The sequence below is a fragment of the Alteromonas sp. KUL150 genome (assembly GCF_009811475.1).
GTDB classification, from domain to species: domain Bacteria; phylum Pseudomonadota; class Gammaproteobacteria; order Enterobacterales; family Alteromonadaceae; genus Alteromonas; species Alteromonas gracilis.
This window is the reverse complement of sequence record NZ_BLIJ01000050.1, coordinates 49,921-70,853: the sequence shown is the minus strand read 5'-3', so window position 1 is coordinate 70,853 and position 20,933 is coordinate 49,921. Positions and strand designations below refer to the sequence as shown.

The 20,933-nt window shown below is 42.3% G+C and carries 21 protein-coding genes; 15 read left to right on the top strand and 6 right to left on the bottom strand.

Annotated elements, in window-relative coordinates; all coding sequences use genetic code 11:
• Nucleotides 1–16: 16 nt before the first annotated feature.
• The 3 genes from GVO62_RS11885 to GVO62_RS11875 all read right to left on the bottom strand — a co-directional run bounded on the left by GVO62_RS11885 (nucleotide 17) and on the right by GVO62_RS11875 (nucleotide 3,715).
• Nucleotides 17–1,159, bottom strand: a complete 1,143-nt coding sequence (locus tag GVO62_RS11885; RefSeq protein ID WP_159119433.1) for a sensor histidine kinase — start codon at nucleotides 1,157–1,159, stop codon at nucleotides 17–19.
• 134 nt (nucleotides 1,160–1,293) lie between these two features.
• Complete coding sequence (locus GVO62_RS11880) at nucleotides 1,294–2,757, bottom strand: sigma-54 dependent transcriptional regulator (RefSeq protein WP_159119432.1); 1,464 nt, start codon at nucleotides 2,755–2,757, stop codon at nucleotides 1,294–1,296.
• A gap of 163 nt (nucleotides 2,758–2,920) precedes the next feature.
• Nucleotides 2,921–3,715 (bottom strand): flagellin N-terminal helical domain-containing protein, encoded by a 795-nt coding sequence (locus GVO62_RS11875; RefSeq protein ID WP_105930208.1) that lies wholly within the window; start codon nucleotides 3,713–3,715, stop codon nucleotides 2,921–2,923.
• Between the two features lie 174 nt (nucleotides 3,716–3,889).
• On the opposite strand from GVO62_RS11875, the gene GVO62_RS11870 reads away from it, so the two are divergent.
• The 9 genes from GVO62_RS11870 to pseC all read left to right on the top strand — a co-directional run bounded on the left by GVO62_RS11870 (nucleotide 3,890) and on the right by pseC (nucleotide 12,137).
• Complete coding sequence (locus GVO62_RS11870) at nucleotides 3,890–4,345, top strand: adenylyltransferase/cytidyltransferase family protein (RefSeq protein ID WP_105930209.1); 456 nt, start codon at nucleotides 3,890–3,892, stop codon at nucleotides 4,343–4,345.
• A 46-nt stretch (nucleotides 4,346–4,391) separates the two neighbouring features.
• On the top strand, nucleotides 4,392–5,096 hold the full coding sequence (gene pseF / locus GVO62_RS11865) for a pseudaminic acid cytidylyltransferase (RefSeq protein WP_105930210.1): 705 nt from the start codon (nucleotides 4,392–4,394) through the stop codon (nucleotides 5,094–5,096).
• Nucleotides 5,093–6,175 carry a UDP-2,4-diacetamido-2,4,6-trideoxy-beta-L-altropyranose hydrolase gene (gene pseG / locus GVO62_RS11860; RefSeq protein ID WP_268891138.1) on the top strand — a complete coding sequence of 361 codons (1,083 nt, stop codon included), beginning with the start codon at nucleotides 5,093–5,095 and terminating at the stop codon, nucleotides 6,173–6,175. The genes pseF and pseG overlap by 4 nt, the downstream gene beginning before the upstream one ends.
• A gap of 2 nt (nucleotides 6,176–6,177) precedes the next feature.
• Nucleotides 6,178–7,227, top strand: a complete 1,050-nt coding sequence (gene pseI, locus GVO62_RS11855; protein WP_159119431.1) for a pseudaminic acid synthase — start codon at nucleotides 6,178–6,180, stop codon at nucleotides 7,225–7,227.
• A 1-nt stretch (nucleotide 7,228) separates the two neighbouring features.
• Nucleotides 7,229–8,137 (top strand): LicD family protein, encoded by a 909-nt coding sequence (locus tag GVO62_RS11850; protein ID WP_159119430.1) that lies wholly within the window; start codon nucleotides 7,229–7,231, stop codon nucleotides 8,135–8,137.
• 27 nt (nucleotides 8,138–8,164) lie between these two features.
• Nucleotides 8,165–9,115 (top strand): ATP-grasp domain-containing protein, encoded by a 951-nt coding sequence (locus GVO62_RS11845; protein ID WP_159119429.1) that lies wholly within the window; start codon nucleotides 8,165–8,167, stop codon nucleotides 9,113–9,115.
• The gene (locus tag GVO62_RS11840; RefSeq protein WP_159119428.1) at nucleotides 9,112–9,768 is read left to right on the top strand and encodes an HAD family hydrolase; all 657 of its coding nucleotides are present in this window, start codon (nucleotides 9,112–9,114) and stop codon (nucleotides 9,766–9,768) included. Before GVO62_RS11845 ends, GVO62_RS11840 begins: the two co-directional genes overlap by 4 nt.
• A 210-nt stretch (nucleotides 9,769–9,978) precedes the next feature.
• On the top strand, nucleotides 9,979–10,977 hold the full coding sequence (gene pseB / locus GVO62_RS11835; protein WP_159119427.1) for a UDP-N-acetylglucosamine 4,6-dehydratase (inverting): 999 nt from the start codon (nucleotides 9,979–9,981) through the stop codon (nucleotides 10,975–10,977).
• The gene (pseC, locus tag GVO62_RS11830) at nucleotides 10,977–12,137 is read left to right on the top strand and encodes a UDP-4-amino-4,6-dideoxy-N-acetyl-beta-L-altrosamine transaminase (protein WP_159119426.1); all 1,161 of its coding nucleotides are present in this window, start codon (nucleotides 10,977–10,979) and stop codon (nucleotides 12,135–12,137) included. The genes pseB and pseC overlap by 1 nt, the downstream gene beginning before the upstream one ends.
• A 68-nt stretch (nucleotides 12,138–12,205) precedes the next feature.
• Here the strand turns inward: pseC and GVO62_RS11825 are convergent, their stop codons facing one another.
• A complete protein-coding gene (locus GVO62_RS11825) occupies nucleotides 12,206–13,150 on the bottom strand; it encodes a class I SAM-dependent methyltransferase (protein ID WP_159119425.1) in 945 nt (314 codons plus the stop codon).
• A gap of 8 nt (nucleotides 13,151–13,158) precedes the next feature.
• The gene (locus GVO62_RS11820) at nucleotides 13,159–14,244 is read right to left on the bottom strand and encodes a glycosyltransferase family 8 protein (RefSeq protein WP_159119424.1); all 1,086 of its coding nucleotides are present in this window, start codon (nucleotides 14,242–14,244) and stop codon (nucleotides 13,159–13,161) included.
• Between the two features lie 304 nt (nucleotides 14,245–14,548).
• Between GVO62_RS11820 and GVO62_RS11815 the strand changes: the two genes are divergently transcribed.
• Genes GVO62_RS11815 through GVO62_RS11790 form a run of 6 tightly spaced genes read left to right on the top strand, consistent with a single transcriptional unit; the run spans nucleotide 14,549 to nucleotide 20,031 of the window.
• Nucleotides 14,549–15,031: a hypothetical protein gene (locus GVO62_RS11815; RefSeq protein WP_159119423.1), complete on the top strand. Its 483-nt coding sequence runs from the start codon at nucleotides 14,549–14,551 to the stop codon at nucleotides 15,029–15,031.
• On the top strand, nucleotides 15,021–15,788 hold the full coding sequence (locus GVO62_RS11810; protein ID WP_159119422.1) for a hypothetical protein: 768 nt from the start codon (nucleotides 15,021–15,023) through the stop codon (nucleotides 15,786–15,788). The genes GVO62_RS11815 and GVO62_RS11810 overlap by 11 nt, the downstream gene beginning before the upstream one ends.
• Complete coding sequence (locus GVO62_RS11805; protein ID WP_159119421.1) at nucleotides 15,781–16,320, top strand: adenylyl-sulfate kinase; 540 nt, start codon at nucleotides 15,781–15,783, stop codon at nucleotides 16,318–16,320. Before GVO62_RS11810 ends, GVO62_RS11805 begins: the two co-directional genes overlap by 8 nt.
• Nucleotides 16,317–18,674, top strand: coding sequence for a PEP-utilizing enzyme (locus GVO62_RS11800; protein WP_159119420.1), 2,358 nt, complete (start codon nucleotides 16,317–16,319; stop codon nucleotides 18,672–18,674). The genes GVO62_RS11805 and GVO62_RS11800 overlap by 4 nt, the downstream gene beginning before the upstream one ends.
• Nucleotides 18,671–19,270 carry a gamma-glutamyl-gamma-aminobutyrate hydrolase family protein gene (locus GVO62_RS11795; RefSeq protein ID WP_159119419.1) on the top strand — a complete coding sequence of 200 codons (600 nt, stop codon included), beginning with the start codon at nucleotides 18,671–18,673 and terminating at the stop codon, nucleotides 19,268–19,270. The genes GVO62_RS11800 and GVO62_RS11795 overlap by 4 nt, the downstream gene beginning before the upstream one ends.
• A complete protein-coding gene (locus GVO62_RS11790) occupies nucleotides 19,267–20,031 on the top strand; it encodes a phosphocholine cytidylyltransferase family protein (protein ID WP_159119418.1) in 765 nt (254 codons plus the stop codon). Before GVO62_RS11795 ends, GVO62_RS11790 begins: the two co-directional genes overlap by 4 nt.
• A gap of 134 nt (nucleotides 20,032–20,165) precedes the next feature.
• Here GVO62_RS11790 and GVO62_RS11785 read toward each other — a convergent pair whose 3' ends face one another.
• Nucleotides 20,166–20,933: a cephalosporin hydroxylase family protein gene (locus GVO62_RS11785; protein ID WP_159119417.1), complete on the bottom strand. Its 768-nt coding sequence runs from the start codon at nucleotides 20,931–20,933 to the stop codon at nucleotides 20,166–20,168.

Sequence of the window (20,933 nt, the reverse complement as noted above, 5' to 3'; positions counted from 1 at the left end):
GATTTTCTCCTATGACTTACGCAACGTGAGTCAACGAATTTGACGATTGGGTATGGACTTTAAAAGGTAAAGAAATACTAAAGCAGGCACCGCCCTGAGGCATGTCTAAAACACTAAGTGTACCGTTATGTGCATTCACCACCGATTTTACGACCGCCAAGCCCAAACCCGTACCGTGTGTTTTGGTTGTAAAAAACGGCTCAAATATTTTGTGTTTTAGCGAGTCAGGGACGCCAGGTCCCTTATCAACAATAGCGATATTTAAGCGTTCATTATTCATCGTTGCATTGACAACGATTCGCTCGCCTTTGCCAGTGACCTGACTGGCATTATGAATAAGATTTAAAACCGCGCCTTGAAGTGCAGTGAGATTTCCCGTTAACGTTGCTTCTTGATCAAATCCAGAAAAGAGGAGGGATTGCTGTGCTTGCGTTATCATTGATTGAGCGCTTCCTTCAACTGACGCTAAAAGGTCGCTCAAACTAATATTAGTGACCACCTGCTCTTCCCCCGATTTTGCGAAAAGCAGCATGTCGTTAACCTGACTCTCTAACTCTTTAAGTCGATCGCTCAGTTTATTTGCAAATTGTGTTTGCGCCTCTTCCCCTAAGCCTTTACGAGTTAGATTTGAAGCGTAAAGCATGGCAGCAGAAAGTGGAGTGCGTATTTGATGCGCAAGCGACGCAACCATTTTTCCAAGAGAAGATAAGCGCTGCATATGACTGACTCTCGCTTGTAGCTGTCGCGTTTCCGTCAAATCAGTAATTACGATAAGCTGCCCTGGTTCATTTTCAAGCGGCGTGATGGATAGCTTTACACGACGTCCATCGACCAATGAAACTTCATGGCCATCGTCGGCTCTCGGTTTGAAAGAACGTGTAATAATACGACGCCACACTTCCTCTTCTAGCGGCTCACCCAAAAGGGCCTTCGCCTGTTCGTTTGCCTGTCGAACCACGCCTTTGCCATCGAGAACAATTACGCCAGCCGGCATTACTTGAAGTAAATGCTCTAACCTGCTCGCCTGCAAACGCAATGAATCAATATCATCATAACTTGAGCTACAACCCTCGGCACGTGGCATCGCTGCCTCGACACTATCTAGTGTATAAGCTGACGTTGTGTAATCAGTAGAATGTGTGGTGCTGTCAAAAGCCATATAACCCTCGTCAAATTGCAGACGTTGTTCACTATGGCTTAGAGAAAGCAGGAGGCGTGCCAACTGCGAATTGATATATATTTCAAATATATACGAGGATTTTTAGAGGAAAGCGTAACGTCAATTACCTGACATTACGCATCTTCGGTGCGTTGAATATCGTACTTCCGCATTTTTTCAACAAGGGTTGTTCGCCGCATTCCAAGTTTGTCGGCAGCTCGCGCTACTACCCACTCTTGGTTGTCTAGGGCTTGCCGTATAAGGTTCACTTCAAGCTCAGAAAGATACTCTTTGAGATTAACGCCTTCCTCAGGTAATTCAGAAGAAACCAGGCTATTAAAACTTTGATTATTTGACTGGTTGATATCCTCTTCAGGCTCTTGTGCAGCCGCTTCAGCAAACAACTCGTTAAATGCCTCACGCTCAAGAATCTCTTCGGGATAGTCAGGTTCGTAAGCTTGCACATCACCATACTGATATTTTTCAGGCAAATCAGCGATGTCCACAATTTGTCCGGGATAGAGAATTGTTAGTCGCTCTACTAAATTCGATAGCTCTCTAACGTTACCTGCCCAGTCATGCTCCATAAGAGACGCAATGGCTTGCTCAGTAAAACGCACGGACTCAACGCCATCGCCCTGAATACGACTGTTCAACTCTTGTAGCAACAGGGGAATATCGTCTTTTCTTTGTCTTAAGGCAGGGCTGTCAATTGGGAAAACATTAAGGCGGTAGTACAAGTCCTCGCGAAACTTATCTTCACTGATCATGGTTTCCAAATTACGGTGGGTCGCCGCGATTATGCGAACGTTGCACTGCAGAGGCTTGTTCCCCCCTACCCGTTCGTACGTGCGTTCTTGAAGAACACGCAGCAATTTCACCTGCATTTGAAGCGGCATATCGCCAATTTCATCAAGAAATAGCGTACCACCTTCCGCTAATTCGAAGCGCCCTTTTCGCGCGCTGATCGCGCCTGTGAAGGCCCCTTTCTCATGACCAAACAATTCACTTTCTAACAATTCACCAGGAATGGCACCGCAGTTAACAGGTATGAAAGGACCGTCTTTACGCTCTGATAAAAAGTGTACGTTACGGGCAACGACTTCCTTACCCGTACCAGATTCACCTAGGATCAATACTGTGGCATCAGTAGGGGCAACTTGCTCTACTAAGCGGCGAACAATTTGAATTTGCTCGCTTTTGCCGATAAGGCTTCTAAACAATCGCGTTTTTGTACCCGCGGTGCGAGACAAGCTGGGTTTACGTCTAGAATATTCTTGGCAGCGATGAATAGCCTGAGTTAAAACGGGGTACGTTAATGGGGTTGCTATAACGCTAACTAAATTATGAGCCGCTGTCGCTTGACTGTTATTTTCAACCAGTGCAACAAAAGGTATGTGTGGAAACTTCTCAACCAAGTTGCTTACGATGGTTGAAGAGACATGTTCAATAAGAACAGCGTCAGCACCGCTATCTAGCAAATAGCGTTCACATTCACTAAAGCCTCGTGATTGACACGACTCTCCCATGAACGTAACGATAGTTTCTAAGTTTTGAATAAGTTCCTGGTTGTCACTAACCAGCAAAATGTTCTTCATCAATTCCCCGAGGACGCTTTGTTATTATTTACAGTTTAGCGCATTTCTAAATTGTAACGACAAAAGATCGGAGCGCAACCGCTGATTTGGGAAATGTATCAATAAAAAAAGCAGGTTACCCTGCTTCTTTCGATTAATAATGGTGAATTTCGTTAAAAACCACCTAACTTAGTAAAGACAAAACCTGTCCTTCTTGCTGATTAGCCTGCGCTTGAACGGTAAGAGCAGCTTGCCCTAAAACATCGTTAGATGCGCGCTCTGATGCTGCTTGAGCAAAATCTAAGTCTTGGATTCGGCTTCTCGCTTCTGCAGTATTAATGTTCGACTGAGTAAGAGAACGCGCTGCACTTTCAAAGCGATTTTGCGTTGCGCCTAAATCGCCACGGGCGCTGCCCAGTGTTTCGATTGCTGCATCAGTTGCATCTAGTGCATCCTCAATACTTGTTCCCGCCGTTACATCGATCGCGAGCACATCACTTAGCTCTGAAGATATATCTCGCGTGTTCACGCTTATCGATTGCCCAGCACTTGCCCCTGATTGAAAATCAAGTGTACCGTTTTCAGATAATAACGGTTTGCCAGCGAAGTTGGTCTGCTCAATGGTTTGCGAAATATTTTCTTGCAGCTGCGTTATTTCAGATTGAATTGCACGACGATCGCCACTGCTTAACACTCCACTGCCCGACTGTAAGGTAAGCTCACGAATACGGTTAACGTCGTCATTTATGCTTCCGAGGCCGCCTTCTGCGACTTGCGCAAGGGAGATGCCGTCATAAACATTGTTTATTGCCTGACGGCTGCCCTCTACTTCAGAGGTGAGACGATCGATGATTTGCTGGGCTGAAGCATCATCTAGCGCGTTATTAACTTTCTTGCCGCTGGCAAGCTTCTCCATCAAAGACTCTTGTCGCTCTTGCACTTGACTGAGAATAGAAGACGTTGAGCTATTAACTTGCATGATACTTTCCTAAGTTTTATAACCCCTATAGTTTAGCAGAACACTGAATAAAATATAGTCAACCATTTGTATAATGATTAATACCTCTGACGTATAAATTATACGCTCATGTAACTGTTTGACTTGCCGATAAGTTTAGCGTGTACAATTCATTTATTTTCAGAGAATAATATTATGACAACTGTGGTGACCTACGGCACCTTCGACTTATTCCATATTGGGCATGTACGACTTTTAAAGCGATTACATAGCCTCGGTGATAGGCTTGTAGTTGGGTTATCCTCTGACGAATTTAATACCATCAAAGGTAAAAACGTCGTTATTCCTTATGCTGATAGAAAGGAAATATTGCTTTCTTGCCGTTATGTCGATGACGTATTTGAGGAGAACTGTTGGGAACAGAAACGGGAAGATTTAAAAAGAGAAAACGCTGATATCTTTGCAATGGGTGATGACTGGATTGGAAAGTTCGATGATCTGCAAGATATCGTTAAAGTTGTGTATCTGCCACGTACACAAGATGTCTCTACTACTGAACTTAAAACCGTTATCAGTGAAATTCAAAACGAAAAAATTCGCCAACTGAAAAGTCTAACAGAGCATTTAAATGCGTTAATGCAGCGGCTTTGAGTTCGTTATCAGATTTGAGCTAGCCTTTTTTGAACGGAACAAGTAAATGAACGTAGCTATAATCCCCGCAAGGGGCGGAAGCAAACGCATTCCTAAAAAAAATATAAAACCGTTTTGCGGTAAACCTATGGTTGCCCATGCAATAGAAAACGCGTTGGCAAGCCCTTATGTAGACAAAGTAGTGGTTTCAACAGATGATGAATCTATTGCGAACGTAGCAATAGATTATGGTGCTGAGGTGCCATTCATGAGACCTGCAGAATTGGCAGATGATTACACAGGCACTAGTCCCGTAGTTCGCCATGCTCTGAGCACTCTGTTAGAAAAAGGCTGGGATATAAATTATTGCGCCTGCGTTTATGCAACATCGCCTCTTCTGACCACATCATTAATTAATTCTTGCTATGAAATGCTAATGAACGCTGACAATACAGACTACGTCTTTACAGCGGCAAGATTCTCATTTCCAATTCAACGTGCGATATTACAAACCGAAAATGGCGGCGTAAAACCTTTTGACGATTTTGGGATTACTCAGCGCTCACAGGATTTACCACCAGCCTTTCATGATGCAGGACAGTTGTATTGGGGCCATCACAAAACCTGGCTTGATACTACCAAACGTATTTTTGGCGCAAACTCGAAAATGGTAGTAATGCCAGACCACTTAGTGCAAGACATTGATACACCTGAAGATTGGGTTAGAGCTGAACTGCTTTACAAGCTTTTACAGAGCGAAAACGTAGAGTGAGGATTGTTTTTAGGGTCGATGGTACGGCCCAAATAGGACTCGGCCACGTTATGCGTTGCTTAACCTTGGCCACACAATTACTTCCCTTACACAGCATAACATTCCTGTGTTGCGCGCTGCCTTTAACTCTACAACAACAGATTCAGCGTGCTGGAATTGCAATATTAACCACGCCATCGCTTGATGAAGGCGAACTGGAAGATAATGCTTCGGCGGTCTTAAATGAAGTAGAACAAGCCTCTCATGCAACTCACTGTATAGCGCTTCTTGATGACATGAACGATGAGTCTATCGACATGCTTATAGTCGACCACTATCAGCTATCAGCTTCGTTTAGTAAAGTGATGCGCAGTCGCTGCAAACATATTGTTGTCATTGACGATTTAGCAAACCGCCAACACGACTGTGACGTGATTTTGGACCAAAATCTCTTTGAGGACTTTGAATTCCGATACGATCAGCTTGTCCCTCCTCATTGCCAAAAACTCTTAGGACCCGAGTTCGCTATTTTAAGAAATGAGTTTTACCGCGCACCACCAATGCCTAGAAATGACAATCATATTCTAGTCTGCTTTGGCGGCAGCGACCCTGGGAATTTAACAGAGCGCGTCGTTGATGTTTTGATTGAATTAAAGTCTTTAACTTTTTCAGCCGATATTGTTGTCGGAGCGGCTTATTCCGGCGTTAGTACACTTAAAGCAAAAGTTGAACGCCTACCTAACGCGAAGCTTCATGTCACTTGCGGTCACATATCTGAGCTTATGAAAGCCGCCAATACAATGATTGGCGCTGGAGGTTCGATGCACTGGGAGCGCGCGGCATCGGGGGTAGCGGGCATAATTATCACATTGGCTGATAATCAAGTTGAAACGACGCGGTGCTTGCACGAACGGCATTGCTGTTTGTGGCTAGGAGCATGTGACGAGGTCACAAACGAAGATATTAGCAAGGCCGTTGAATTTGCGATAAATTCCCCGCAAGAAATGCGTAAACTGGCAAACAACGCGGTATCTTTGGTGAGCGCAAACAAAAATCCATCTTTTGTAATGGATACTATATTGAACATTGTTACGAGGTAGTCATGAAACCAATCACAATCGGTGATATTCAAATTGGTCCGGGTCTCGCTCCCTTTATCATCGCAGAAATGTCTGGAAATCATGGACAATCATTAGAAAAAGCCTACCGACTCATTGATGCAGCTGCAGAAGCTGGCGCACATGCCATAAAATTGCAAACCTATACGCCAGACACGATCACTTTGGATTGTCATGAAGGCGAATTTTTTATTGAAGACACAAATAGTCTTTGGAAAGGAAACTCTTTGTATAACCTCTACAAAGAGGCGATGACGCCTTGGGAATGGCATAAGGAGCTATTCGACTATGCCAAAGAGAAAGGCCTATTGGCATTTAGCACGCCCTTCGATTTAACCGCTGTCGACTTCCTAGAAACATTGAATTCTCCTTGTTACAAAGTAGCGTCTTTTGAAAATACTGACCACGCTATCCTAGCGGCTGTAGCAAAGACAGGGAAACCCGTTATTGTCTCTACAGGCATGGCTAGCCAGGCAGAAATAGCCGAGTCTGTTGAAGTACTTCGTTCCAATGGGTGTGATGACATCATATTACTTAAGTGCACCAGTAATTACCCAGCAAACCCGGTAGACGCCAACTTAAAGACAATTCCTCATTTGAGCGAACTTTTCGACTGTCACGTTGGACTTTCCGACCATACACCGGGGGTGGGGGTAGCTGTCGCTGCGGTGGCACTTGGCGCAACAGTCATTGAAAAGCATTTTGTTTTAGACAGAAACGGCGGAGAGGTTGACGCAGAATTTTCTCTTGAACCCCATGAAATTAAGCTGCTTGTTGAGGAAACGGCGCGGGCAGCGGTAGCAATTGGAAAGGTGAGTTATGGCGCCACCGAGCGAGAAAAGGCCTCGTTGGTACACCGACGCTCTTTATACATTGCCGAAGATATGAGAGCCGGCGATACATTAAATGCGGAGAATTTACGCTCTGTTCGTCCAGGACTTGGACTGCCTCCCAAATACCTTCCCCTTTTGCTTGGAAAGCAAATCAAGTGCGACGCACCAAAAGGTACCCCTATGAGTTGGGAGCTACTGTGAGATGAGAGCCATTCTGTTCGGTGCAAGTAAGGCCGGAGAAAACTACGTTTCTAATCACCCAGATATAGAAGTCGTGGCATTCACGGATAACGATAGTGCGAAACACGGAACTCGTTTTATGGGTTATCCCATCATTGCACCCGCAGATATCAATACTCACGATGTCGACAGCATAATTATCACCAGTCAGTGGGTTGATCAAATCTATTCCCAGCTTACCGAAGAAATGGGTATTAATGAGTCGAATATCATTGTACCGAGTAAGCAGTCGGTAAAAGCTGCCTTGCCTTTCGAAGACAATGAAACGTTAGCCTTTGCCCAGTCCGTAATGCGTACGCTAAATCGATACTTCGTTTCCCACAACATTTCAGCGTGTCTAGATTCTGGAACTTTATTAGGTGCTGTGAGAAATAAAGGGCTCATACCTTGGGATGACGATATAGATTTAGCTGTAGATAAAGACAATTACGAAAGGTTACAGGCATCGCTACCTGAGCTTTATAAATTATTAAACACAAACTATGACGTAAAATGGAATATCGTCATTATCACGGTCAACAACATAGACTGTTGCATCAACCTAGAGTTTAGTAATTTATCACACACCCAATTAGTTCCTTTTGATATAAGTATACAGCGCAGAGACTCGATAAATGGTTTATCTGAACTCTTGTCCTCGGGCGGGCTGTTTTTTGCCCCCGCTACACATTTCGACAGCTACGAGCCAATCGAGTTTTTAGGTGAAACCTTTCTTGCCCCATTCGATGCAGAAGGCTTTCTCACATTTATGTATGGACATTGGCAAACGCCCAAAAAGACGACACAAATTACGGAATACGAAAATAGAAGAGCATCGATGTCAGCACCTAGAACAGGTATAAGCGTGCAAAAACGTACGCTTTGTGAATGAGCGTGATAGCTAAGGTGTCAAATTAACGTGAACGTATTACTTTCAAGCGCTAGCAATAAAGTTCCACTATTAAAAGCGCTTCAATGCGCAGTTAAGCGTATCGATAATAAAGGCATAGTCACGGCGGGAGATTTAAGTAGCCAAGTACTCACACGACACTTTTGCGATGCATTTTGGCAAATGCCACCCACAACACAAGAAAACGCAGATGAGATTATTGCCCAGCTCAAGCATCGAAGAATTACTCATATTCTCCCAAGTAGAGACGGCGAACTGCTTTTTTGGGCAAGGCGAAAAAACAACTTAAAAAGCGCTAACATTCAAGTGCTTATTTCTGATGAAAGTGCAATTGAGCTTTGTTTAGATAAATTAAGATTCGGCCAATGCGGTATTCCTTTTATCATCCCTTCATTTGAAAGCATCGAAGAGGTGAAAACGGTTATTCAGGACACACAGCCATCGCGTTACGTGGTCAAAGAACGTTTTGGTGCGGGTAGTAAAGCGGTTGGTCTTAATCTAAACGAAAACGACGCAGTGCAGCACGCCAAAGGTCTATCCTCCCCTATTTTTCAATTATACAAAGCAGGTCAAGAAATTAGCGTAGACGCTTGGCTAACGAAGGATCATTTGGTTAAAGCGGCCGTGTGCCGTGTGCGAGACTTGGTTGTTAACGGTGAATCCCAAATTACTTATACTTTACCGAATTGCCCTTTTACAGCACAGGTGACACAAACACTTTCTAAACTAGCACTTTCTGGCCCCGTTGTATTACAGGGCATCATAATTGATGGAGCGCTTCACATCATTGAGTGTAATTCGCGATTTGGAGGCGCTTCAACTTTAGGTATCAAAGCAGGTGTTGATAGTCTTTATTGGAGCTTGTGCGAGAGTATAGGTGAAGATATCGATTCGTTGCCCGTGGACCTCGCATCCCATAAAATTACGCAGATCAGAGCTGCTACCGACTATTACCTATGATTTATATCTTCGACCTAGATGATACCCTTTATGATGAGCGCCAATATGTAGAGTCTGGTCTTGCAGCCGTTGCCTCATTTGTGGAAAAAAACTGGAATGTTGATAAGCGACGTGGCTTTCAAGAATTAGTTACTCTACTTGATCGAAATGGTCGTGGTCGAATTTTCAATGATTATCTAGCTAACCATGGTATAGCAGTCAATAAGAGAAATGTACGTGCCTGTGTTTCAGCATATCGCTTACACCAACCCACTTTGACTTTGCCCGACAATCACATAACGTTGCTAGAAAGTTTGCCCAAGCCACTTTACCTCGTAACCGACGGAAATAAAGTGGTACAAAGTAAGAAAGTGGAAGCACTCAACATAGCGCACTACTTTAAGCGCGTATTTGTCACTCACCGCTTTGGAGTGAAACATGCTAAACCTTCTACTTATTGTTTTGAAAAAATCAAACAAGCAGAACAGTGTCAGTGGCACGAAATGGTTTACATTGGTGACAATCCAGCGAAAGACTTCGTTAATTTAAATAAACTTGAAATGCCAACTGTTCGGGTGCTAACTGGTGTTCACAAAAAGGCACCTGCCAAACCTGGATTCGATGCACAGTTCACCATACAAAACCTAGATGAACTTCCAGCCCTCGGGCTTTGAGCCGTATTAGGCGGCATCTCAACATATTTAGTAAAAAAGAATCAGTGCTTAATCTACCTGCAATAAACAACACGTTCTACCTAAACACTAAGAAAACTACACCTTTAGGACTAATAATCCTCACCTAAGCGCATAGATTCTAAAGCTTTATGGCAAAAATGCCGACACATGATATATTGTGTTCATAACCATAAAAACAGCGGGCAAGCTATGTTCGATGGAAAATCGATTCTCATAACAGGTGGAACGGGTTCATTTGGCCATAAGTACACTGAGACTCTGTTAGCGAGATACAAACCAAAGCGCTTAATAATTTACTCACGCGACGAACTCAAACAGTTCGAAATGCAGCAAAAATTTCACGCGCCTTGCATGCGATATTTTATTGGCGATGTTCGTGACAGAGAACGTCTTAATCGCGCCATGCAAGGTGTTGACTTTGTTATACATGCAGCAGCTATGAAACAAGTCCCTGCCGCTGAGTACAACCCTACCGAATGTATTCGTACGAATATCGATGGTGCCGAAAATGTAATTAACGCTGCCATTGATAATAACGTTGAAAAAGTTATTGCGTTGTCTACAGATAAAGCCGCCAACCCGGTTAACTTATACGGTGCTACTAAATTAGCTTCAGATAAATTGTTCGTTGCAGCCAATAATATTGTGGGAGCCGGTGCATCTCGATTTTCCGTAGTGCGTTACGGCAATGTAGTGGGTTCTCGTGGCTCTGTGGTGCCTTTTTTCAATAAGTTGATAGCGGAAAACAGCGATCATATTCCTGTTACGCACAAAGACATGACCCGTTTTTGGATTACTCTTCAGCAGGGCGTCGACTTTGTACTTAAAAACTTTGAGCGCATGTTGGGTGGCGAGATTTTCGTACCTAAAATCCCATCTATTCGAATTACTGACCTCGCGACTGCAATGGCACCGGATATTCCAATAAAATATGTAGGCATTCGTCCAGGTGAAAAACTTCATGAAATGATGTGCCCTGGCGACATGTCGCTGCATACTTTTGAGTTCGATGACCACTTTGTTATTGCCCCAGCTATCAAGTTTTTCCACCGAAGCAACAATTTTACTAGCAATGCACTTAGCGAACAGGGAAAGCTTGTAGAGTCGGGTTTCGAGTACGTTTCAGACACAAACGAACATTTCCTGAGTATTGAGGAGATACAGAAGTTCAATGAGGAAGCACAATAGTGATTCCTTATGGGCGACAGCATCTTGATGAAGAAGATGTAAAAGCCGTTGTCGAAACCTTAACATCAAACTGGTTAACACAAGGCCCTGCAGTTCCTAAATTTGAAGCAGCTCTTGCTGATTACTGTGGCGCCGAATTTGGCGTTGCCGTGAATAGCGCAACTTCGGCACTTCATATTGCCTGTTTAGCGTTAGGTGTTGGCGAGGATGACCTTGTTTGGACGTCACCTAATTCATTCGTAGCATCTTCTAATTGCGCATTGTATTGCGGTGCTTCGGTTGACTTTGTAGATATTGACCTGCAAACAGGCAATATGTGTATGAAAGCGTTAAAGCAGAAGCTTGAGCATGCCCAAAACATCAATACACTGCCTAAGGTGGTTATTCCGGTTCACTTTGCTGGACAGCCATGCGATATGGAGAGCCTCCACGTATTGGCAAAGCAGTTTGGCTTTTATGTTATCGAAGATGCATCACACGCCATTGGTGCTAAATATAAAGGCGCGTTCATAGGCAGCGGGCAGTATGCTGACATTTGCGTTTTTAGCTTTCACCCAGTGAAGTTAATTACCACTATGGAAGGCGGTATGGCCCTCACAAATAATAGTGAATGGGCAGAGAAAATGCGCATGCTGCGCAGCCATGGCATAACAAACAATCCAGAAATGATGACAGAAGAAAGTCATGGACCTTGGTACTACCAACAAATTTCGTTAGGCTTTAATTATCGTATGACGGATGTAGAGGCCGCGCTAGGACTAAGCCAGCTGGATAAACTTGAAGTATTTCTGGAAAAAAGAAACGCACTAGCAGCACACTACGATAGATTATTTAGCGGATGTGAAACCATAACACCGTTGAAGCAAAACGCTGATGGCTATTCCAGCTATCATCTTTATGTGGTTCGCATAGATTCGCTTACTGATAAACAGCATGCCGACCTTGTGACGAATTTACGTGAACAAGGTATTTTTGCGCACGTGCATTATATTCCTATTCATATGCAGCCCTATTACAAGAACTTAGGCTTTAAACTTGGCGACTTTCCAAATGCGGAGACTTACTATCAGCAAGCGGTGACATTACCGCTTTTTCCGGAGTTAACATTTGAACAGGTTGAATTTGTTGTGAACATACTTGCTGAAGAGATAAAGCGCTAATTTAAAATCCGGTGTTCAGTCTTGTTTCATGTCAGACTGTGTGGGCCGTATTGATGGCAGCAAACATACTAGCATTTCCTTATTACCGAAATACAATCTAACGCTTTTATCCCCCAATCCATAATCTGCTGCTCTTCAACAATAAAGCCACTTTTTCTACAAATATGACGCATGTCTTCTGCGTTGAACTCGCTACGACAATGAGGATTTTTTCTCCAATTTTTGTCTGCTTTGAAATCTTCGTGTTCTCTAGCGTTTGAATGGTGTAGCACAGCGTAACCACCGATAGATAGGATGCGGGAAAACTCACTTAATATATAATCAACGCTCTTGTAATCGAAATGCACCATCGCATCCCAGCTGTAAATAAAACTCACGCTGCCACTATCTGCCGGGATTTTTTCAGGCTTACTTACGCGGCATTCCACATTTTCTTTCTCGTCAAACCTTGAGGCACAATGGCTGATTGCTTCTTGACTTGTGTCTACACAAATAAGTGACTCACAGTTACCGCTTAACAAGTCAGCAATTCGGCCTTTACCGCAAGCAAAATCCATTACTTGGGATAAATTGAAATTATATTTTTGCATCAAGGGCTCAAGATAGGTCTGAAACTGCACCTCATTATGCCCTTCTGCATCTTTATAATACTCGTTCCAATCGAAAGTATGGGGCTCATATTGCCCCTCTTCCATTACATGGTTAGCATTAAGTTTAACAACTCTGTTTGCGTTGACGCCCAGTTTTTTTAAGTGAAGCTCTATCTCATCGGCAAATTTTAAAGACGCTACAATAATTGGGTACGCTGGTAGCCGAAGCAATGCGTCTTCTCGAACAAATTTAATTGCTCCCTCTTGCTTTGCAGACGTTATTTTTTTGTCCGTAACGTAAATAGTGCCAAAGAACCTCGTTACTTCTAATTGCTGTATGAATAACTGACCGATATCACCAGCACCGTAGATTATAACACCCTCGCTTTTTGGAACATCACCGAATGGAAAAAGATAAAACATATAAATCCCTATATAACAGTTAACGCTTTATGGCGTAATGAGTTCGTAATGTCTTGTTTGTGAGGAAGCGTTGCAACAACTACTGCTTCGACCTGTTCAGTCATCAAATTTTCTGGAGAAACAATGGAAAAGGAAAAGCACTTTCCAGTTAAGTACGTATCAACAACTTGTTTAATAACAATGTGGGGAAGCTTTTGTTCTAGCGCTTTAATAATTCGTCTTCCACGCGCCCCAGCTCCCCAAATGGCAATTTGACCACTGGTAGTAAATGTTTCTTTTAGTTTTTCGAGGATGGCATGGTCTTCACTATCAAGAAACAATGACAACGTATTGTTCTCGAAAGGTATATCTTCAAAAAATCTCCTATATTGCTCTGTGTAAGGGTGTGCTGAAGAAAGATGCCATGGTTTTTCTTGACCAGTAAAATGTACCACCACGGGCGAAGTAACATCTGAATGCATTATTGTGTAAGTTTGCGCGTTAAACTTTGCGTCTAAATAGTGAGCCTGTTCATCAAGCACCTTATTTAAAACATCCTGGTCATTGTATTCCCATTGCTCTCTTGAACTATGAACAGACGTCAGATGTTGAAACGTATCATTTTCTCGCCACTTCGCTAGATCTATAAGCATTACGCCAGCATTAAAATAACTTTTTGAGGAAAGCGCTATTTTTTCCGGCCTGTTTTGAGACGTTAAGGAATGATCCTCGACAACACCAACCGTTTTGCCGTCAAGTGACTCATCCCAAAGTGTCTTTATGTCACCTGTGAAGAGAATATCAGCATCCAGATAAACGACCCTATCTAACTGTGGCAATATTTCAGCAAGTGCATAACGAATGAAAGTAATGCCATTTAAGCGCCCTTGGTAACGTTCACTAAGTTTGCCTTCCGTTATGTTTGCCTTGTAAGCAATAAAATTGATCGTTACCTTTTCACTTTCTAGCATTCTTAGACATCGTTTTACCTCCGAAGATAAATTGCCGACAATATTAAGGGATACACACGAGTCGGTATTTTTAATAAGGCTGGCAAGGCTCACCGCTAAATAAGGCGCAAAATTATCATCGATACAAAAAGCGACATTTATCATTTGTATGACCTCTAAATTAGCAGTAACAAGACGGAGTACGTCAAATTTGTGTTCTACATGTCAAACTACTGGGGAGTAAAAATTTATGTTCCTGATAGACAAACTAAAGCTATAGACAGTAAATAAAGCCTTACTTGTCGCTTCATAAACACATAGTAAACACATAAACTCTAATCGAAAAGAGTTGTATCGGCTCATTGTAATAAAACTATAGAAACCATTTCGTTAAGGGTTACTATAGTTTTGCCGATACAAGACTTAGAGCATTTGGAATGGCGCTGACTATGCGCGAATAACGAGTAATATGACACTTCAAACTTCAAATAGACACGAGCAAGACATACCTTCGGTCTCAATCGAAGACTCATTGGTTGCATATCAAGCTAAAATAAAAAGTGTGATGCAGAAAATTGAAGGCGATGATTATTCCATCAGAGCCGCACTGGAACAATACTTGAGTGCTCAACAAATGCAGTGGGTCTTGAGTGAACAAGCTATCCGAAGGCTAGAAAAGCGATTCGTACTTCGTAGCGACTTAGCGGTAAAAGGAGAGCCGCTTATGAAAAACCTTACTGCTGACCAAGCTATAGTCGTTGGTACTTTTTTACTTGAAGTACTGAACAGTGAATGCGAGAAAAACCAAGACTTAAATTCGCTCAATAGCGCAGTAAGACTTACTGATTACTTACTCTCTTTTCCTATTGTACACATTAGAAATAAGGCGCCACTGAAAAGAGTACTTGGCGACTTGTTGAATATTCTAGAGGCACTGTCTAATGAGCAGTAATACTGACATTGGTTTTATTTCAATGCCTGGAGCTAGAGCTCTAGCTTACATGGACGTGTTTTCTGAGCTAAATAAATTTCCATCATGTATTTTAAAACTGAGTAACCCACACCTGAATAAATCGTTAACGACACTAAAAGGTATTTCTCAGTCTTACATTTCAATGAAAAACGATGAAGAGACATTGTCGAAACATGCAAGCATTCCGTTGTATTCAATCAACGCCAGTGATATCAACGACGATATCGTTTTAGCGCTCATAAGAGAAACAGGGATCAAAACGTGGATTTTTAGTGGTGGAGGTATTGTAAAACCGCATTTTTTTAAAGCTGGCATCCGCTTTTTACATATACACCCAGGTCAATTACCGGAAGTTAGGGGAAGCACTTGCTTCTATTACTCACTGTTATGCGACAATACTTTGGCAGCAACAGCATTTTTTTTAACCGAAGAAATTGACGCCGGCGAGCCTATCTTCTGCCAACATTTCCATATCAACCTACCAAATGAGATCCTCAACGCAACTTATATGGATTATGTCATCGACCCGTGGATTAGAGCACAAACACTAAAACGTGTTTGGCAGTCTTGGCCCAACATATCCGATATTAAAAAAACCAGCAGTAAGCACAAAAGCAAAACGCCTAGCCCTCGAGCTTGTTATGTCATGCACCCACTTTTAAGAATGATGACAATAAACAAAGTAACCAACCGTTTCGACCCTCTCAGCCCAAAAGGATTATTCATAAATGAGTAATACAGCAAAAGGCCAAGTAATTTGGCTGACAGGTCTTTCTGGCGCAGGCAAGTCGACGTTAGCAGAAAAACTTATTACATTATTCAAAGCGCGAAACCTCACTCCTGTGGTCCTTGATGGCGATCAAGTTAGGGCTGCTATTCAAGATCCACATTGGCAATTTGACGAAGCTAGCAGGCTGCGTGGTTCTTATATTTATGCTCGTCTTGCATCGCTTTTCGCTTCTCAAGGCCACTTGGTTATTGTACCAACTATTAGTATGTTCGAAGAAGTAAGGCAATGGAATAGGCTGCATAATGCCGGATATTTCGAAGTGTATTTAAAAACGAGCCAAGATGTAAGGCGTAAGCGCGATCCAAAAAAACTTTATGCGTCACACAATCAAGGAAAAAACGCAAAAATGCCAGGATTGGATCTGAACGTTGAGCTTCCTACGTCTCCTGACCTCACTATCGTTAATGAAGGCGATATTACTACCGCAGATAGTGTCGCAAGACACATATTTGATGCATTCAGCGAGCAATGTTTATGAGTTACTCTGACAATATAGTTACGCTTTCACGTAGCGAGCTTTCGTTAGCTTCCTCTAAGGCAGAAGTGCTAAATAGTTTGTATGGCAGGCTAAAAAGCGCATCAGTACTCCCACTTAATTTTTTTACGTTTGCAGAGTGGAAACGCGGTGGTGATAAACATATTCATGCAGCTAAGCAATTAGGCGCAGAACTAATTGTTCGTTCTAGTTGTTTGAATGAAGACACCGACTGTAGTAGTCAAGCTGGTAAATACACTTCGTTACTACATGTTAAAAACACAACTGAAGCTTTAAGTCACGCAATAAGCAAAGTGTTCGCATCTTATGGCGATGCACAAAATGACGATCAAGTATTTATTCAGCCAATGCTTGATACACCTGACTTTGTTGGTGTTGCCTTTAATAGAGAACCGAATAGTAATGGAAACTACTATGTTATTAGTGCTGATACTACCGGTGATACACAATCGGTTACATCAGGCGCAGATTCAACGATACAGAATTGGTTCATAAGGCACGATGCAAAACCTGAGGAAAAATGGCTAGTTCAAGTGATAGCACTATTTGAAGAACTACACACGCTGTTTGGTACATGCCCTCTGGATATCGAATTTGCCATCAAGAAGAATAAGGTTTTTCTATTACAGGTACGGCCTCTTTTGTTAGCGCTAAAACAAGAAAGCCAAGAATCAAAAAGTAATACAAAACAATACGAGCTAGAGCTTTCCTGTATTGAGAAAAAGCTTAAACGTATGTCTACCCGCCACCCGTACCTTTGTGGCGAGCAAACGCTATTTGGCGTTATGCCAGATTGGAACCCTGCAGAAATTATTGGCGTAAAACCCAAACCACTCGCTCTTTCTCTCTATAAGGAATTAGTTACAGACCGCGTATGGGCGCAACAGCGGTTTAACTATGGTTACAGAAACGTGTATAACCATCCTCTTCTTTTAGTGTTAGGCGGTACGCCTTTCGTTGATATTAGAGCTAGTTTTAACTCTTTTATCCCTAACACCTTGGCAGAACCATTGGCTGAAAAGCTCGTTAATCATTACCTTAATACACTAAAAGCGTCACCGCACCTCCACGACAAAGTCGAGTTCAGCATTGTTTTATCCTGTTTCAATTTCGGACTAAAAGGCCAGCTTGATGAACTTAAGCAGTGCGGATTTAGTCAGTCTGAATGTAATGAAATACAACACGCACTAATTGTACTTACCGATAATGTGATTACCGATAAAAACAGTGTTTTTCATCAAGATATAGAGAAAATAGATGAACTTGAAAAAAGGCAGGATCAAATAATTCAGTCTGACTTGAATAAAATAGACAAAATATATTGGCTAATAGAAGACTGCAAAAACTATGGCACACTTCCATTTGCGGGACTTGCAAGAGCCGGTTTTATTGCCATTCAGCTCCTAAAGTCAATGTGCGAAAGCAAATTAATAACCCAATGCGATTACGATAGCTTCTTACACAGCGTAAAAACCGTTAGTTCTGCATTGCTCGATGATAGCAAAACAATGCAGCGTGACTTACTCATTAAAAAATACGGGCATTTACGACCTGGAACATATGACATTACCTCTAAACGTTATGACGAAGAGCCTGGCAGTTATTTTTCGACAACCAAAGGTTTCAGTGACAAATTAAATAAGTTCGCATTGTCATTAGAACAGCTAAATAACATTAATGAGGCGCTATCACGTAGCAACCTCTCTTGCGACGCCGTTACATTGTTCAACTTTATAAAAAACGCTATTGAAGCGCGTGAATACGGAAAATTTGTTTTCTCTCGAAGTTTAAGTCAAACACTGGTACTTATTGAGCAGCTAGGCAGTCAGGTGGGCTTTAGCCGTGACGACTTAGCATTCGCGGACATCAAAGAAATTTTGCGATTACAGTCAACGAGTCACAGCGCTACGGCAACATTAGCTAGCACAATTACTCTCGGCAAGGAGTATTATGAGATGTGCCAGAAGATAAAATTGCCGGCACTGATTCGACGCCCTTCTGATGCCCAGTTTTATCAAGTGCTTGCCGAAGAACCCAACTTCGTTACTTCTGGCTGCATCACGGCTCCGGTTTGTACCAATATTGATCCAAATTCGGTAGCAGGAAAAATTGTTTTTATTGAGGCTGCTGACCCCGGATTCGACTGGTTGTTTTCTTATGAAATAGCAGGGTTAGTTACACAGTTTGGCGGACTAAATTCACATATGGCTATTCGAGCACAAGAACTCAATGTACCTGCGGTTATAGGTGCAGGAGAGTGGTGGTTTAAGAAATGGAAAAATGCAGAAATGCTAAAAATTGACTGCCAATGTCAAAAGGTTCATATCATTTCATGAACACCATTTTTGTTACTCAGCGTGTAGATATTCTACAAGATCGAAATGAAACGCGAGACAGCTTAGATCAGAAGTGGGTATTGTTACTCATGCACTGCGGACTACTTCCAATTCTGATTCCCAATAATGTGCAAGCAGCAGAAGCACTATATAAGACAATATCACCGTCTGGACTTCTTCTCACTGGCGGCAACTCCTTGGTAACGTATGGAGGAGACGCACCGCTGAGAGATGCTACTGAAAAACGTCTTTTAGACATATTCATTACAGCGCAAAAACCTGTGTTAGGTGTGTGTCGTGGTATGCAAGTTATTCAAGATAAATACGGACAAGCACTAACGCCAATAACCGGACATATTGCTCAAAAGCAGCAAATTAAGCACAAAGGTATTTTACGCACTGTGAATAGTTATCACGAGCTAGGTACACGTAATAACAACACTTTATTAAGAATAGACGCGCAATCTCAAGATGGGGTGATCAAAGCGATATCACACCCGAACGCCCCTGTCGTCGGCATTATGTGGCACCCAGAAAGAGAAGAAGAATTCTGTGAGCATGACATCAAATTTATAAAAGAGTTTTTTAGCCAATGAAAGCAGTCATTCTGGTAGCTGGGCTCGGCAGTCGCCTTCGCCCCTACACAAACGCACTTCCAAAAGCACTGGTTCCTGTAAACGGCACTCCTTTGCTTGATTATCAACTTTCTTCATTAAGAAAGCGGGGCATCAATAATATTAGCTTAGTGACAGGTTATCTTCCCGATGCATTCGAGCAATATCAATTACCTTGCTTTTACAACGAACAGTACGCAAACAGCAATATGGTTTATTCATTAATGCGAGCACGTGTACTCTTTGACGGCAAAGAAGATCTATTAGTTTGTTACGGCGACATTGTATATAACCAAGATACCCTTAATCGTATTTTAGATACACAAGGCTCACTGGTTGTTTCGGCAGACTTAGATTGGCTTTCCTTATGGAAGCTTAGGATGGAAGACCCTTTCAGTGATGCTGAATCCTTCGTCATGGAGAAAGATAGTCATAAAATTGTTTCTTTAGGTCAAAGCATTACAACTGATGAAGATGCGCAGGCTCAATATATAGGTTTGTTAAAGGTATCTGCAGCATTTCAAAATGAGTGGCTTACTGCATTTGACCAAATGCCAGCATCAAAGTCTCAAAATTTATATATGACTGATTTTATTCAATCGCTAATAGATAATGGTCATGATGTTACTGCATCTCTTCATAGCGGTGGTTGGTTGGAAGTAGATAGTGTTGAAGATAAAGCCTGCTACGAGTCATCAAAAAAAATAAAAGCGTTCTTAGATAGCATCAAGCCTGGCGATTGACTGCTGGCGTGCCTAAACATAACGAAGATGTTGCTCTGACGATGTAAGACTGATTAAAGACAAAGCCGTCTTATTGCACTCCCTTAATCTCGCACAATAATAAGGGAGTGAACTGCCGTTTTTAGGCATTGACATTACTTAACACGTTTGATCCACGCTCCTGGCCAGTGCGTTATATTATCAGCAAGCTCACTTTCATTAAACGGCCATTCAGGCTGAACGATTTCAAAGCGGTCATCTCTTTTCACGAAATCCGCCGCTGCGCGAGTTGGATTATCTGTATCCCAGTTTGCTCCTCCTCTTGGCACGTCACTTAAATCCTGCATTATGCCATCTGTAGCAACAATGTAAGAACCAACAGAAACAAGTTCAGCATAGGCTTCAAGCTCGCTGAGTACGTGTTGATAGGTATGGTTAGAATCAAGTATGACCAGTACAGTCTCATCCTCTTTAACCATGCTCTTAATGTCTGCCACTACCTTTTCGTCGGTAGAGCTACCTTCAACAAGCTCTATTCGATGAAATAGAGAATGGGCTTCTATTGCCGCCCTGTTATGAGGACGAATTTCAATATCTATCCCAATTACACGTCCTTTATCTAAAGCCTGCATTAAACTTGCGTAAAACACTAACGAACCACCGTGTGCTACACCTGTTTCTACAATTACATCAGGCTGAAGCTGATAAATAACTTCCTGCATTCGTATCATGTCTTCTGGAAGTTGAATTACAGGACGACCAAACCAACTAAAGGTATAGACATACTTTTGGTTCCACCCTACTTTTACCCAATATTTCGAGAGCGTCTCAAATGCTTCTTTCGAATAAAGCGGCAACGTTTTGGTTGCATCACCATCTTGTGTACTTAGTGTCTTTTCTTCTGTATCGATCGTGATTTTCAT